We start from the raw sequence: 13088 nt of genomic DNA on the forward strand, positions 1-13088 counted from the left end.
GACGGCAATTAGGGGGATGGGGCAACGCAGGCGTATGACCTAATATGTCGATATTCACGGGTCTCATGATCGGCCCAAGACCATCTACACTCTCCCGTGGCCTGATGGACCTTTCTTGAAAAGCCTGTCACGCGCTTCAAATCCAAAAACGATCGTCGTCGTCATCACGAGGTAGGCAACTATGCCGCCCGGAGAGAGTGTAGGCACTGCGGCGAGGATCAAAGCGTCGTTGCCACCGGGTATGAGGCCGATACCTATTCCCATCAACGCTCCACCGACAATCGATCGCAGAATGCCGGCAACCGTCGGCCGTTGAAAACGCAAACGTCCCTGACGCACGGATGCCGTGATTGCTCCCGCAACAGAGGCAATGACCGCAACGAGTGCGACCTCGCCTGTTGGCGTCATTCGAAGAGGAAGGCCGCGTTGGATCAGGTCAGCGAACGTCCAAGCCGGTGACAGGGCGTAGAGAAGTCCACCAGCGATACCGAGGCCAATCATTGAGGCGCCAAACGCCCACCCCGGTCTTTTTCGCGATGCACCCTTCGTCGATACGAACATCATCGCCAGCGCGAGTACAACCGCAAGGGCGAGAACCATAGCGGCCCCAGGAATGCTTGGGCTCCCGATAACACTTGTCCATGTCACGAGAGAGCCGGGCCGACCATGATCGGCAATCAAGATCCCGACTGCTAGTCCCACAGGAAGAGCCAGCAGTCGCATTTCGCCATCGCCTAACCGTGCCAACGATCCAAGCAGACAGGCGTCATTGATGAGCGCCCCAAAGCCGAAGGCGATGGCGCCGATTAGGAGAAAGGCGTTGACGTTCGTCGAGGGTGCCAGGGTCGCGTTCAGCGACCCAGACCAAGCGAGCGGAATAGCAACAAGGCCCGCCGCTGCAGACGCCGCAAGAAATCCGACGAACATTCTTGGTCGGCGTCGTTTCTGCAACTCGTGAGCAGCCACGACCAGGCATGTCCCACCTCGGTTTGCGGAATACCCAAACCAGAATGCCAGCATGCATATGAGAAGGTCGAACGCGATGGATTCCAAAGTATCAAGCCTGATTTAAATTCTGGTCAGTCGTTCTTCGAAGGGCGCCGGGGTGGCGAGCGGGCTGGCGTTGCGTTTTCAGTAGGTCGTCGCCTCGGGTCGCCGCCCAGATGCTGGAGGCTTGCGAGCTCACTTTTGTTCAACCCGCTTTCGAGAAGAAGCCGCTCGGACAACGTGCCTAGGTCGTTCAGGTCGATGGGCGATAGGGGCGAGACCCACGCCGCGATCACCTGCTCGTGCGCTCTGAGCAAGGCTTTAGTCATCTGTTCACCGGAATTGGTGAGGTGGATGAAACGCGCCCGTTTGTCGACGGTGTGTCGCCGCCGTTCGACCAGATGACCGGTTTCAAGCCTGTCGATCAATCGCACGGTCCCAGCATGGGAAAGACGAAGCCGGCTAGCTAGGACGCTGATAGGGACCCCAGGCTCAACACTAAGAAAGATCATCAGCGCAGCCGCTGGTCCGCTCGGCGAAAGCGAGGCTGAGGCACTCGCGATGCTGTCAGCCACCGCGAGCGCAAGTGCACCAAAATGATACTTGGCTGCCTCCGGCTCCATCCATCAACGATATATGCGTGACGCATAGACATCAAGTGGCTGGAGATGTATGACTGCCGCATACATTTCTGGGATTCGGAGATGGTCATGCTCATCGAAGGACTCGGCTCACATTCCTCGTCTGAGATCGAAAGAGACGCGCCGTCCGCTGGCGGATCAGAATTTGGCGCGCTGCTCGTGCGCTCAAATGGCGGCAGTCACGGAGGGGCGTCATGCCTGATCTGACGCTTGATCTGCGATACCTCAAATACGCGATCCAGGTCGCCGAGGCAGGTAGCTTTCGCCGGGCGGCCGACCGCATTGCGATCTCCCAATCTACCGTCAGCCGTCGCGTGCAGATGCTAGAGCGTCAGCTTGGCGTTTCGCTGTTCGAGCGCACAAGAACAGGTGCCGCGCTAACGCCCGAAGGAGCACGCTTTCTTCAGCACGCGGCGGCAGGAGCGCGATACCTTCGCGAGGCTGCGACAGAGATCCGGTCTACCCGAAACCTCAAGACCGGGCTTATCAGATTCGGCATGCTCGAAGCATTTCCAGCGGGCCCAATCATCGACCTTCTCGCGGACTTCCGACATCAATATCCGACTATCGAGGTGAAGCTCGAGGAAGGCACTTCAGAAGAGAATACAGCGCGGGTGCGGCGTGGATTACTGGACGCCGCAATTTGCCTTCGCACGAACAGCAACCGCCAGTTTAAAATTCGGCGCTTCTGCGATCCCACTTTGTTCGTGGCATTGTCCCAGCGTCACCAGTTGGCGTCGCGAATGCAATTGGCTTGGGAAGACATCTGCGAGGAGGTATTTCTCGTTCGTTCCGACGGTGCCGGACGTGAACTCTCCGACTTGCTCAAGCGCATGGTAGGAGCCGTGGAAGGAGAGGTTCAACTATCCATTCAACAGGTCAGCCGGGAGACACTCCTCACCATGGTCGAACAGGGCTTCGGTTTAACCATCACGACGTTGGTTAGCCGCACTGATATCGCGTTGGTTCCGCTTTCATCGGTCCGAGCGCCCACGGCTGCTACGATTTCATGTTGCGACAACGACAATCCCGCCCTGCCACTGCTGCTGAAATGTCTCGACACCCTTTCAGGGCTGAAGGGGAGAAGTGTGGGCTAATCGTCGGTTTCTTGCGTCGTAGCTCGCCTAGCTTTTGCAAAACCGCGATCGGTTGCGATGAACCTCTCCAGCATCGGCACGATCAATCGCATTGGGTCAGCAATCACCTCGCCCTGTTCCCGGCCTAGCGCTTCGGCATATGCCCGCAAATCCCGGTGGAGAGCTGCGGGCATTTCTACCGTGACCTTGATCGGCTTGTCGTCGACGATCGGACCCAACTTAAGCTTCGCCATCATGATCCTCCGTAGGATTCGAGCACCAGGTCCCGCGTAACGATCACACGAACAGGGAAGCCAGGGCGGATCGTCAGCGTCGGCGCAATGTTGAGCTGTCGCCGCACAATCTGCTGTCCTGCATCATTGATGGTGTCCTCGCCGCCATTGCGGATCGCCTGGATCAAGCGATCATCATTGTCCACGGCGAGTTCGGCGCCGACGCTGAGCAGTGTGGAAAGTCCGGCCGCCTTGGCGAGATCCCACCAGTGGTAATCGACGCCGTCCTGCAGGCCGGCGAAACCTTCGGCGTCGGCACCTGGCTGGCGTTCGAGAACGATCGACCGGCCGTTCGGAAAGATCAGCCGGTTCCAGACCAGCAGCACGCGGCTTTGGCCGAACTGCACGTTGTTGTCGTATTGGCCGATAACCCGCGTGCCCTGTGGGACGAGCAGGATGCGGCCCGTCGGGCTGTCGTAGATGTTTTCGGTCACCTGGGCGGTGATCTGTCCCGGAAGGTCGGACCGGATGCCAGTTATGAGCGCCGCCGAGATGACTGCGCCGGCCTGAAGGATGTTCGGCGACGCCGGAGCAACGACGCGATCGGGGGACACCGTCCGTCGATCGGCCGCCGCGCTGAGGAAGGCGTTCTGGCGATCCTGCGCAGAGGGAGTGGTCGGCGGTGGCGCAAGGCCAAGGCTCGCCAAATCCGGCGAGGGCGGGAGTGCTGGGGCAATTCCCGCCGCGGCGGGCGCGCCCCGGCTTTCGGATCCGGAAAACAGACGGCTGGTCCGCGCGGTCTCGATCTCCTGAAGGCGGCGCTGCTCTTCCGGGCTGATGCCGGGATTGGGCGTGGCGATTCCGGGTGTCGGCACCGGCTGTCCGCGATCCTGGGTGCTGAGGATCGGCCGCCCGAGGTCACCGGGAAGTGGCGGACCGAGCCGCGGCACGCCACTGTAATCTCGTGGAAGGCCAGCCAGGCCGTCCGCGGTCGAGCGGTTCTCGGTCGAATAGAGCTCGTCGGTCGGCCGACCGGCGTCGCGGGTCTGAAGCGCGTAGATCAGTGCTCCTCCGAGTCCGACGCTGGCGACAAGACCGAGGCCGGCGAGAACCTTCCGCGATAATCGGGTGACGCGGGGCGGTTCGGCGCGCAGACGCATCGGCGCAGGCCCGACCGACTCGCCGGTCAGGGGCTGCGCATCGTCGTCCGGCATTTCCTCGCTCCGGGGCGGGTTCTCGCTCACGAGGTCGGCCTCCCGTCGGTTCGGACGATTCTGACGCGCTTTTGCTCCCGACCGGAGCCGAAGCGCAGTTCGGCGGCAGCGAACAGCCGGTCGACGATCATGTGGTGGCCGCGAACGCGGTAATTCACCAGCTCTGAGGTGTTGCCCTCGGGACCAACGACGAAGAGCGGCGGCATCTCGCCCTGGCCGATGCCGCGAGGAAACTCGATGAAGACCTGGCGACCGTCGTCGAAGGCGCGCAGCGGCCGCCACGGCGCGCGATCACCCTCGATCGCATAGCGGAAGTTGACGTTGGCGAGGTCGACCCCGCTGGCCACGGGGTGCGCGGCTTGTGCCTCGGCATTCTGCCGGCGCAGCGCGATGAGTTGGTCCTGCGGATACTGCCAGGAGACAGAGGCCATGTAGGTCCGCTCGGTCGAGCGCAGCTCCATGTGATAGGTGCGCATGTTGGTGTTGATGACGAGGTTCGTCATCAGGTCGGCCCGCGTCGGCTTCACGAGGATGTGGATTTGGCGCGTCGCGCCCGATCCGCTCTCGGTGTCTCCGATGATCCAGCGGACCGTGTCCCCGGCCGCCACCGGACCGGCGCCGACGAGCTGCTCGCCGGGCTGAAGCGCGATGTCGGTGATCTGACCGACAGCGGTGTAGACCTGATAGAGCGCCCCTTGCGTCCAGGGATAGACCTGCATGGAGTTGATGAAGCCGTCGCGCACCGGCTGGACGCGGGCCGCCTCATTGGCCTGATTGACGCGCGCCGTCGGGTTGGCCGGCTCGGGCGCGCGTCGTGTCTCCGGCACACGCTGCAACTGGCCGGGTAGCGGCAACGGCCGCGGTAACTCAACCACGGTGACGGGCGCAGGCGGATCGACGGTCTGCACGGCAGGAGCCGCGTTGTCGTAGGAAATTTCGGGCGGTGGGTTCGTGGTGGCGCAGCCGGCGAGCGCGGTTGTCGCCAGCAGGACCATAGGGATTGCGGCTCTGCGGAGAGCCGGGAATACAAGTGTGTGTGAAGCCGGATTTCCAGCTTTACGGAAAGACGGCTTCATTGCCCAAGCTCCCGTGACCAGTTGATGGCGTTGACGTAGATGCCGAGCGGGTTGGCCCTGAGCCGGTCGGCATTGCGGGGGATCTGCACGACGATCGTCAGGATCGCGGTCCAGCGCGTGGTCTCGGCGAGTTGGCCGTTCTCGTAGTGGCGCTCGACCCAGGCCACGCGAAAGCTGTCCGGAGAGGCGCGGATGACGCTGGAGACGTCGACGGCGACCTGCTGGCGACCGACACGCGTGAACGGGTCGTTCGAGCGCGCATAGTCGTTCAGCGCCATAGCGCCGCGATCGGTCGTGAAGTCGTAGGCACGGAGCCAGTTCTGTCGCACGATGATCGCGTCGGCCGGAATCGAGCGGACCTGTTCGACAAAGCGCGCCAGGTGGAAGGCGATTTGCGGATCGGTCGGGCGGTAGTCGGCTTCGGCCGGCGCCACGGCTTGAGCCTGACCGACGCGATCGACCTGCACCACCCACGGCACGATCGTTCCGCGTGCCGATTGCACGACTAGTGCGGTAGCGAACCCGGCCGACAGGATCAGGGAGCCGAAGGCCATGAGCCGCCAGTTCTTGGCCTGGATGCGAGAGGCGCCAATGCGCTCATCCCAGACTTGCGCGGCGCGCTGATACGGCGTCTCGGGCTCGGCGGCTTTGCCGTAATGGGTGGAGGGGCGTTTGAACATCAGCGATCGCCTTCGGAGAGATTGACGGAGGAGCCGCCGCCGTGGGCGTCGCCGGAGCGGACGGCATGGGCCGTGGCTTGCACGGCATGGGTCATTCGCTGGGAGCGGCGCATCCGCTGCGCCCAAGCGGGCGGTCCGCCGGCAATGGCGACACCGGAGGACGCGGCGCTGTCGCCGGCGGCATCACCGCCGACCGAGCCCATGGTGGAAGAGCCGCCCGTCGCCTCGAACGCGGCCTTGCCACCGGCGTCGAAGCTGGAGCGCATGCTCTCGGCGGCGCGGGAGGCAGCGCGGCGCAGTGGCGAGACCGCGGCGCTGCCGCTCGCACGGGCGACCCCACCAAGTCCAGAGACCACACCCGTCGCGCCGGACTGCCCAGCAGAGCCAAGGCTGTAAGCAGTCGAAGCACCGCCTGCGACCGCAGCACCGCCACGGGCGGCGGCGGCTGCGCCACCGGCGAGCGCCGCGCCGCCAGACGCGGCTGCACCGACCGCGCCGACGCCTGCCGCCACCATGCCGCCTGCGGCGAGGCCTGTGCCGACGGCTGCGCCTGCGCTGAGTTGGGGGCCGCCCGAGACGATGCCGCTTGCGATACCGGGACCGAAGATGCCGAGGCCGAGCAGCGACAGCGCGGCGAGCACGATAGCCATGGCTTCGTCGATCGAAGGGTTCTGCCCGCCGAAGCCGGATGTGAACTCGGAGAACAGCGTCGAGCCGATGCCGATGATGACAGCGAGCACCAGGACCTTGATGCCGGAGGAGATGACGTTGCCGAGAACACGTTCGGCCATGAAGGCGGATTTGCCGAAGAGGCCGAACGGGATCAGCACGAAGCCGGCGAGCGTCGTCAGCTTGAATTCAATCAGCGTGACGAAGAGCTGGATGGCGAGGATGAAGAAAGCGAGCAACACCAGCGCCCAGGCCAGGAACATGCAGGCGATCTGGATGAAGTTCTCGAAAAACGACCAATAGCCCATGAGGTTGGAGATGGAGTCGAGCAGCGGCCGTCCGGCGTCGAGCCCGGTCTGCGCGACCTTGCCCGGGCGCAGGAGGTCGGCTGTCGTGAAGCCCGTGCCGCTGGCCTTCAGTCCGAGGCCGGCGAAGCTCTCGAAGATGATCCGGGCGAGGTTGTTCCAGTTGCCGATGATGTAGGCGAACACGCCGACGAACAGCGTCTTCTTCACCAGGCGGGCGATGATGTCGTCATCGGCGCCCCAGCTCCAGAACAGCGCCGCCAGCGTCACGTCGATGACGATCAGCGTGGTGGCGATGAAGGCGACTTCGCCGCTCAGCAGGCCGAAGCCGCTGTCGATGTAGCGGGTGAAGACCTCGAGGAAGTGGTCGATGACGCCGGTGCCGCCCATGATACTACCGTGCCTCGTCGGGCTGGGGCGCGCTCTCGCGGCGGATCGGATTCTCGGGGATTTCGCGCGGCATCGCATTCGGCGGAGGCGGTTCGGGAAGACGCTCCATCGGACGGGCGCCGGGCGCGAGGAAGCGATGACGGTTCTCCGCCCAGGCTCGGAGACACCCCGGATCGCGTGGCCCCGCTTCACCGAGGGACTGGCAGCGGATCAGCTCATCGCGCAGCAGATCGGCCTGCGCCTCGGTCGAGCGGCCGGATGGCCAGGCGGGCGGCGCTTCTTCCTTCCGGGTCATCTCGATGGCGGTCGCGGTTACCGCGACCGCGACGAACACGACGGCGCCAAGCCGGGCGAGCATCTTGCCGTCCATGACCATGTCCTCAGTTGCCGTTCGGGAACATGCGCGCGTTGCCGGGCTCGTAGCCGGTACCCGGGGTCAGGAACCGGCGGCGCTGTTCGCGGCCCTGTTCGGCCGCTGCCGCCCGCTCGGCCTCGGAGAGGCTCTGTGCGCGGCCATTGGCGGCGACGACGGCGGTGAGGTCGGCGAGCTGCTGTGCTTGCAGAGCGAGAAGCTGATTCCCCGCTTGCGTCGCCTGCAGCGCGCCGGTCGCGCCCTGGCTTTGACCGACGAGCGCCGTCATCTCACTGCGATTGGTATCGATGTTGCCGACGACGCCCGCCTGCACCCGCATGGCGTCCTGCAAACCGCCGACCGTATTCTGCCAGCGTTCCCGCGCCTGGGAGACGAGCGCCTGATCGGAAGCCGACATCGACGCGTTGCCGTAGGTGGTCTGGAACGCGCGGTCGATCTGCTGGACGTTGAGGGCGATGCCCTGCGCCTCCGCGAGAAGTTGCTGGGTGCGCTGCATCGACTGCTGAAGCTGCTGGAGCGAGGAGTATGGCAAGCTCGCGAGATTGCGGGCCTGATTGATCAGCATCGTCGCTTCATTCTGAAGCTGGGTGATCTGCTGATTGACCTGCTGGAGCGTGCGCGCCGCCGTCAGGACGTTTTGCGCATAGTTGGTCGGATCATAGACGATCCACTGCGCGGCTGCGGGCGGCGCAAGGATCGGCGACAGCGCGAGCGGCGCGGCGAGGAGCGCGGCGCCGATGCCCAGCGCGCGCGAGCGGGAAGAATGAGAGCGGGTCATGAGCGTGCCTCCGGATCGGTTTGGGGGGTGACATTGGTGAGGTCGGGGATGAGGTCGGAGGCCCAGCCAAGCCGGTTCTCGCCAAGCCATTCGGCAAGGAAACCATCCGTGCCGCTGCGGGCGTGAACCGCGGCGATCAGCGCCTGATGCTGCTTCGACGAGGCTGCGCACAGCGCCAGGGCTACGTCCGACAGGCCTAGCTCGAACAAGCGATTCCCCCGCCGCGACTGGCAGTAGTAGTCGCGCTTGGGCATCGCCCGGGCGAGGATCTCAATTTGGCGATCGTTGAGGCCGAAACGCCGATAGATGGCGGTGATCTGCGGCTCGATCGCGCGTTCGTTCGGTAGCAGAATACGGGTCTGGCAGCTCTCGATGATCGCGGGCGCGATTGCAGACCCATCGATGTCGGAGAGCGACTGGGTGGCGAAGATGACGCTGGCGTTCTTCTTGCGCAGCGTCTTCAGCCATTCGCGGAGCTGACCGGCGAAGCCGTCGTCGTCCAGCGCGAGCCAGCCTTCGTCGACGATTAGCAGCGTCGGACGACCGTCTAGGCGGTCCTCTATGCGATGGAAGAGATAGGCGAGCACAGCGGCGGCAGCACCGGTGCCGATCAATCCCTCGGTTTCGAAGACCTGAACATTGGCTTCGCCCAGATGCTCGGCCTCGGCATCGAGCAGCCGGCCATAGGGGCCGCCAACACAGTATGGTCGGAGCGCCTGTTTCAGATCGTTGGATTGGAGGAGAACCGAGAGACCCGTTAGGGTGCGTTCGCTGATAGGCGCGGAGGCCAGCGACGACAGCGCCGACCACAGATGCTCCTTGACCTCGGGCGTGACCGGGACTCTTTCGCGCCCCAGGATCGCGATCAGCCAGTCGGAGGCCCATGCCCGCTCGGCGACATCGTCGATCCGCGCCAACGGTTGCAGTGACACGCTGTCGTCAGCGCCTTCGGTAAGCCCACCGCCGAGATCGTGCCAGTCGCCGCGCATGGCGAGGGCTGCGGCCCGGATCGAGCCGCCGAAGTCGAAGGAGAAGACCTGGGATCGCGGATAGCGCCGGAACTGAAGCGCCATGAGGGCGAGCAGCACGGATTTGCCGGCGCCGGTCGGGCCGACGATCAGAGTATGGCCGACGTCGCCTGCATGGATGGAAAGCCGGAACGGGGTCGAGCCTTCGGTTCTGCCGTAAAGCAGTGGGGGTGCATTGAAGTGCTCGTCCCGTTCCGGTCCAGCCCACACCGCCGACAGCGGGATCATGTGGGCGAGATTCAGTGTCGAGATCGGCGGCTGCCGGACATTGGCGTAGACATGGCCAGGCAGCGAGCCGAGCCAAGCATCCACGGCGTTGATGGTCTCGGGCATTGCCGTAAAGTCGCGGCCCTGGATTACCTTCTCGACGAGACGGAGTTTTTCGGCGGCGATGCGGGGATCGTCATCCCAAACCGCGATCGTCGCCGTCACATATGCCTGGCCGGCGTAGTCGGCGCCCAGCTCCTGCAGCGCCATGTCGGCGTCGGCCGCCTTGTTGGCCGCGTCGGTGTCGACCAGCGCCGAAGCCTCGTTGGTCATCACCTCTTTCAAGATCGCCGCAATGCTTTTGCGCTTGGCGAACCATTGCCGCCTGATCTTGGTCAGCAGCTTGGTCGCGTCAGTCTTGTCGAGGAGGACGGCGCGCGTCGACCAGCGATAGGGAAAGGCCAGGCGGTTCAGCTCGTCGAGGATGCCGGGCGTGGTCGCTGTCGGGAAGCCGACGATAGTGAGGATGCGCAGATGCGCATCGCCCAGGCGGGGCTCCAGCCCGCCGGTCAGCGGCTGATCGGCGAGAAGCGCATCGAGATACATTGGTGTCTCGGGGACGCGGACGCGGTGCCGCTTCGTCGAGACGGTCGAATGCAGATAAGTCAGCGTCTCGCCGTCATCGAGCCAAGCGCATTCCGGCATGAAAGCGTCGATGAGCTGGAGGATGCGATCGGTGCGGTCTGCAAAGCCGCGCAGGATCTCGTGCGCATCGACGCCGGCATGATCACGGCCCTCGTAGAGCCAGGTCTCGGCGCGGGCGGCGTCCTCGACCGGCGGCAAATAGAGGAAGGTCAGGAAATAACTGGACTCGAAGTGCGCCCCGGCTTCCTCGAAATCGGCCTTGCGCTCGGCATCGACCAGGGCCGAAGCGCTGTCGGCGAACATGCTGGCCGGATAGGTGACGGCGCCGTGCCGCTGCGCCTCGACGAAGATGGCCCAACCGGAGCCGAGACGGCGGAAGGCATTGTTGAGGCGGCCGGCGACGGCCACCAGCTCGGCCGGGACGGCGCTGTCGAGGTCGGGCCCGCGGAAGCGTGCGGTGCGCTGAAGGCTGCCGTCCTTGTTCAGCACGACGCCTTCGCCGACCAACGCCACCCAAGGGAGGTAGTCGGCGAGCCGAGTGTTGCGGTTGCGATATTCGGCGAGGTTCATCATCAGCGTCGCTCCTCAGACCGACAGGTGGCCGGGGATGCGCAGATGCTTGCGCACGACGTCGACGAACTGCGGATCGCGCTTGGCGGCCCAGACCGCCGCGAAATGCCCGATGGCCCAAAGCCCCAGGCCGACCAGCCACAGGCGAAGGCCGAGGCCGAGCGCGGCGGCCAGCGTCCCGTTGAGGATGGCAAGCGAGCGCGGCGCGCCGCCGAGCAGGATGTGCTCGGTCAGCGCCCGGTGGACCGGGACGGAGAAGCCCGGCAGTTCGCCGCCATGATCCGCGCCATCGGCCATCAGACGAGCGCCCCACCGCCGAACGAGAAGAAGGACAGGAAGAAGCTGGACGCGGCGAAGGCGATCGACAGGCCGAAGACGATCTGGATCAGTTTGCGGGCGCCGCCCGACGTGTCGCCGAAGGCCAGCGTCAGGCCGGTGATGATGATGATCATCACCGCGATGATCTTGGCGACAGGCCCCTCGATCGATTCGAGGATCGACTGAAGTGGCGCCTCCCAAGGCATCGACGAACCCGACGCATGGGCGGCCGGCGCCAGGGCGAGTGTGAGGAAGGTGACCGACACCGCCGTGGCGATGTGGCGGCGGATGCGCAAAGCATGCTTGATCATGACGGTTCTCCTGTGAGCGGCGGGCTTGCGGGGGTGACGCGGTAGTCGCCGTCGGGGCCGAGGCCCTCGATGCGGGCGAGTTCGGCCAGGCGGCGGGACGCGCCGCGGCCAGAGAGGACGGCGACCAGATCGATCGTCTCGGCGATGAGCGCGCGCGGAACGGTGACGACCGCTTCCTGGATGAGCTGCTCCATGCGGCGCAGCGCGCCGATGGCGGTGCCGGCGTGGATGGTCCCGACGCCGCCGGGGTGGCCGGTGCCCCAGGCCTTTAGGAGGTCGAGCGCCTCGGAGCCGCGCACCTCCCCGATAGGAATGCGGTCGGGCCGCAGGCGGAGCGAGGAGCGGACGAGGTCAGAAAGCGATGCGACGCCGTCCTTCGTTCGCATGGCGACGAGGTTTGGAGCGGCGCATTGCAGCTCGCGCGTGTCCTCGATCAGGACGACGCGGTCGGACGTCTTGGAGACTTCGGCAAGGAGCGCGTTGGTGAGAGTGGTCTTGCCGGTCGAGGTCCCGCCGGCAACGAGGATGTTACGCCGATCGGCGACGGCCTGGCGCAGCGTTTCGGCCTGATCCGCCGCCATGATTCCGGCTGCCACGTAGTCGTCGAGCGTGAAGACAGCGACAGCGGGCTTGCGGATCGCGAATGCCGGCGCGGACACCACGGGCGGCAACAGGCCCTCGAACCGTTCCCCCGTCTCGGGTAGCTCGGCCGAGACGCGGGGGGCGCCAGGATGAACCTCGGCGCCGACATGGTGAGCGACGAGGCGGATGATCCGCTCGCCATCTGACGCCGTCAGCAACTCACCCGTATCGGAAAGCCCCTCGGACAGCCGGTCGACCCAGAGCCGCCCATCGGGATTGAGCATCACCTCGACGATCGCGGGGTCTTCCAGAAAGCGGGCGATGGCGGGGCCGAGCGCGGTGCGCAGCATGCGCGCGCCGCGTAGGATCGCTTCCGATTTCTGGTGATTTGCCGCCACGTCGTCCCCGTTCTCTTGCGGGACCGCGACATGCGGCCCTGGATCGGGGATGAGTAGAAGAGGCAGAAATCATGGCCTGACAACAACCATAATGTGGTCGTCGTACTGTGGCGTACAAAGACAGGGAAGCGGCGGAACGCAGCAATACTTGCGATGCGTCGATCAGTGATTATTCCGCGTCGTGCGCGGGAATGTCTTCCGCGATTTCCTGCCTGAGCTTCGGTCCCTGCGCGAGTCGTCGGCCAAGGGCGGTGACGAAAGCTTCGTAGCGCTCGGCGGCCTTCGCACGCGCCGCGATCTGCGCCGGCTCGGGCAGTGGCGGGTTGGACGTCAGCCAGAAGCGGATAAACACGGCGAGCGTCTCGACTGAAATGCCAAGGTCGCGCTCCATCCGCGCGATGCGACGATCGAGCTGGTCGAGCCGCTTGGTGGTGGCCGCCTCTTGCCGTTCCGCGGCATCAGGCGACAAGAAGGAGGCGATGCCTGCTTCTGCGACTAGCGACAGGGATAGGTCTCGCCGCGCGGCGTGCGCGGTGAGCGCCTTCATCACATCGGGATCGAGATAGACCGACAGCCGCTGTTTCTTGAGAGGTTTCGTCACGACCGC

The 13088-nt window shown here is 64.9% G+C and carries 15 protein-coding genes; 1 reads left to right on the top strand and 14 read right to left on the bottom strand.

Going from position 1 to position 13088, the window contains the following annotated elements; all coding sequences use genetic code 11:
* Positions 1–84 precede the first annotated feature (84 nt).
* Together CES86_RS09670 and CES86_RS09675 are read right to left on the bottom strand one after the other, a co-directional pair.
* Complete coding sequence (locus CES86_RS09670; protein WP_223850409.1) at positions 85–1020, bottom strand: YeeE/YedE thiosulfate transporter family protein; 936 nt, start codon at positions 1018–1020, stop codon at positions 85–87.
* A 59-nt stretch (positions 1021–1079) separates the two neighbouring features.
* Positions 1080–1610, bottom strand: a complete 531-nt coding sequence (locus CES86_RS09675) for a MarR family winged helix-turn-helix transcriptional regulator (RefSeq protein ID WP_088217343.1) — start codon at positions 1608–1610, stop codon at positions 1080–1082.
* A 212-nt stretch (positions 1611–1822) separates the two neighbouring features.
* Here CES86_RS09675 and CES86_RS09680 point away from each other — a divergent pair, with 212 nt between their 5' ends.
* Positions 1823–2725 carry a LysR family transcriptional regulator gene (locus tag CES86_RS09680; RefSeq protein WP_088217344.1) on the top strand — a complete coding sequence of 301 codons (903 nt, stop codon included), beginning with the start codon at positions 1823–1825 and terminating at the stop codon, positions 2723–2725.
* Here the strand turns inward: CES86_RS09680 and CES86_RS09685 are convergent.
* The 12 genes from CES86_RS09685 to CES86_RS09740 form a co-directional block, all read right to left on the bottom strand.
* Complete coding sequence (locus tag CES86_RS09685; RefSeq protein ID WP_088217345.1) at positions 2722–2958, bottom strand: DUF2274 domain-containing protein; 237 nt, start codon at positions 2956–2958, stop codon at positions 2722–2724. The genes CES86_RS09680 and CES86_RS09685 overlap by 4 nt on opposite strands.
* Complete coding sequence (locus CES86_RS09690; protein WP_088217346.1) at positions 2958–4181, bottom strand: TrbI/VirB10 family protein; 1224 nt, start codon at positions 4179–4181, stop codon at positions 2958–2960. The genes CES86_RS09685 and CES86_RS09690 overlap by 1 nt, the downstream gene beginning before the upstream one ends.
* Positions 4178–5227: a P-type conjugative transfer protein TrbG gene (gene trbG, locus CES86_RS09695; protein WP_088217347.1), complete on the bottom strand. Its 1050-nt coding sequence runs from the start codon at positions 5225–5227 to the stop codon at positions 4178–4180. Before trbG ends, CES86_RS09690 begins: the two co-directional genes overlap by 4 nt.
* Positions 5224–5907, bottom strand: coding sequence for a conjugal transfer protein TrbF (gene trbF / locus CES86_RS09700; RefSeq protein WP_088217348.1), 684 nt, complete (start codon positions 5905–5907; stop codon positions 5224–5226). The genes trbG and trbF overlap by 4 nt, the downstream gene beginning before the upstream one ends.
* Positions 5907–7271: a P-type conjugative transfer protein TrbL gene (gene trbL, locus CES86_RS09705; protein WP_088217349.1), complete on the bottom strand. Its 1365-nt coding sequence runs from the start codon at positions 7269–7271 to the stop codon at positions 5907–5909. The genes trbF and trbL overlap by 1 nt, the downstream gene beginning before the upstream one ends.
* A gap of 4 nt (positions 7272–7275) precedes the next feature.
* On the bottom strand, positions 7276–7641 hold the full coding sequence (gene trbK-alt, locus CES86_RS09710; RefSeq protein ID WP_088217350.1) for a putative entry exclusion protein TrbK-alt: 366 nt from the start codon (positions 7639–7641) through the stop codon (positions 7276–7278).
* A gap of 10 nt (positions 7642–7651) precedes the next feature.
* Positions 7652–8422: a P-type conjugative transfer protein TrbJ gene (trbJ, locus tag CES86_RS09715; protein ID WP_088217351.1), complete on the bottom strand. Its 771-nt coding sequence runs from the start codon at positions 8420–8422 to the stop codon at positions 7652–7654.
* On the bottom strand, positions 8419–10875 hold the full coding sequence (gene trbE / locus CES86_RS09720; RefSeq protein WP_088217352.1) for a conjugal transfer protein TrbE: 2457 nt from the start codon (positions 10873–10875) through the stop codon (positions 8419–8421). The genes trbJ and trbE overlap by 4 nt, the downstream gene beginning before the upstream one ends.
* A gap of 12 nt (positions 10876–10887) precedes the next feature.
* Positions 10888–11169: a VirB3 family type IV secretion system protein gene (locus tag CES86_RS09725; RefSeq protein WP_039187889.1), complete on the bottom strand. Its 282-nt coding sequence runs from the start codon at positions 11167–11169 to the stop codon at positions 10888–10890.
* Positions 11169–11501 carry a TrbC/VirB2 family protein gene (locus CES86_RS09730; protein ID WP_037455233.1) on the bottom strand — a complete coding sequence of 111 codons (333 nt, stop codon included), beginning with the start codon at positions 11499–11501 and terminating at the stop codon, positions 11169–11171. The genes CES86_RS09725 and CES86_RS09730 overlap by 1 nt, the downstream gene beginning before the upstream one ends.
* Entirely contained in the window at positions 11498–12481 is a 984-nt protein-coding gene (gene trbB, locus CES86_RS09735; protein WP_088217353.1) for a P-type conjugative transfer ATPase TrbB, read from the bottom strand. The genes CES86_RS09730 and trbB overlap by 4 nt, the downstream gene beginning before the upstream one ends.
* 169 nt (positions 12482–12650) lie before the next feature.
* Positions 12651–13082 (bottom strand): hypothetical protein, encoded by a 432-nt coding sequence (locus CES86_RS09740; RefSeq protein ID WP_039187904.1) that lies wholly within the window; start codon positions 13080–13082, stop codon positions 12651–12653.
* Positions 13083–13088 lie beyond the last annotated feature (6 nt).

Origin of the sequence: Brucella lupini, from assembly GCF_002252535.1 — a bacterium.
Lineage (GTDB): Bacteria > Pseudomonadota > Alphaproteobacteria > Rhizobiales > Rhizobiaceae > Brucella > Brucella anthropi.

What these genes read in the sequence shown, in the direction of transcription:
- CES86_RS09675 (WP_088217343.1), bottom strand. Translation starts at nt 1,610, where the DNA reads ATGGAGCCGGAGGCAGCCAAGTATCATTTTGGTGCACTTGCGCTCGCG.
- trbK-alt (WP_088217350.1), bottom strand. Translation starts at nt 7,641, where the DNA reads ATGGACGGCAAGATGCTCGCCCGGCTTGGCGCCGTCGTGTTCGTCGCG.
- trbE (WP_088217352.1), bottom strand. Translation starts at nt 10,875, where the DNA reads ATGATGAACCTCGCCGAATATCGCAACCGCAACACTCGGCTCGCCGAC.
- CES86_RS09670 (WP_223850409.1), bottom strand. Translation starts at nt 1,020, where the DNA reads ATGCTGGCATTCTGGTTTGGGTATTCCGCAAACCGAGGTGGGACATGC.
- trbJ (WP_088217351.1), bottom strand. Translation starts at nt 8,422, where the DNA reads ATGACCCGCTCTCATTCTTCCCGCTCGCGCGCGCTGGGCATCGGCGCC.
- CES86_RS09730 (WP_037455233.1), bottom strand. Translation starts at nt 11,501, where the DNA reads ATGATCAAGCATGCTTTGCGCATCCGCCGCCACATCGCCACGGCGGTG.
- trbF (WP_088217348.1), bottom strand. Translation starts at nt 5,907, where the DNA reads ATGTTCAAACGCCCCTCCACCCATTACGGCAAAGCCGCCGAGCCCGAG.
- trbG (WP_088217347.1), bottom strand. Translation starts at nt 5,227, where the DNA reads ATGAAGCCGTCTTTCCGTAAAGCTGGAAATCCGGCTTCACACACACTT.
- CES86_RS09680 (WP_088217344.1), top strand. Translation starts at nt 1,823, where the DNA reads ATGCCTGATCTGACGCTTGATCTGCGATACCTCAAATACGCGATCCAG.
- trbL (WP_088217349.1), bottom strand. Translation starts at nt 7,271, where the DNA reads ATGGGCGGCACCGGCGTCATCGACCACTTCCTCGAGGTCTTCACCCGC.
- CES86_RS09685 (WP_088217345.1), bottom strand. Translation starts at nt 2,958, where the DNA reads ATGGCGAAGCTTAAGTTGGGTCCGATCGTCGACGACAAGCCGATCAAG.
- CES86_RS09725 (WP_039187889.1), bottom strand. Translation starts at nt 11,169, where the DNA reads ATGGCCGATGGCGCGGATCATGGCGGCGAACTGCCGGGCTTCTCCGTC.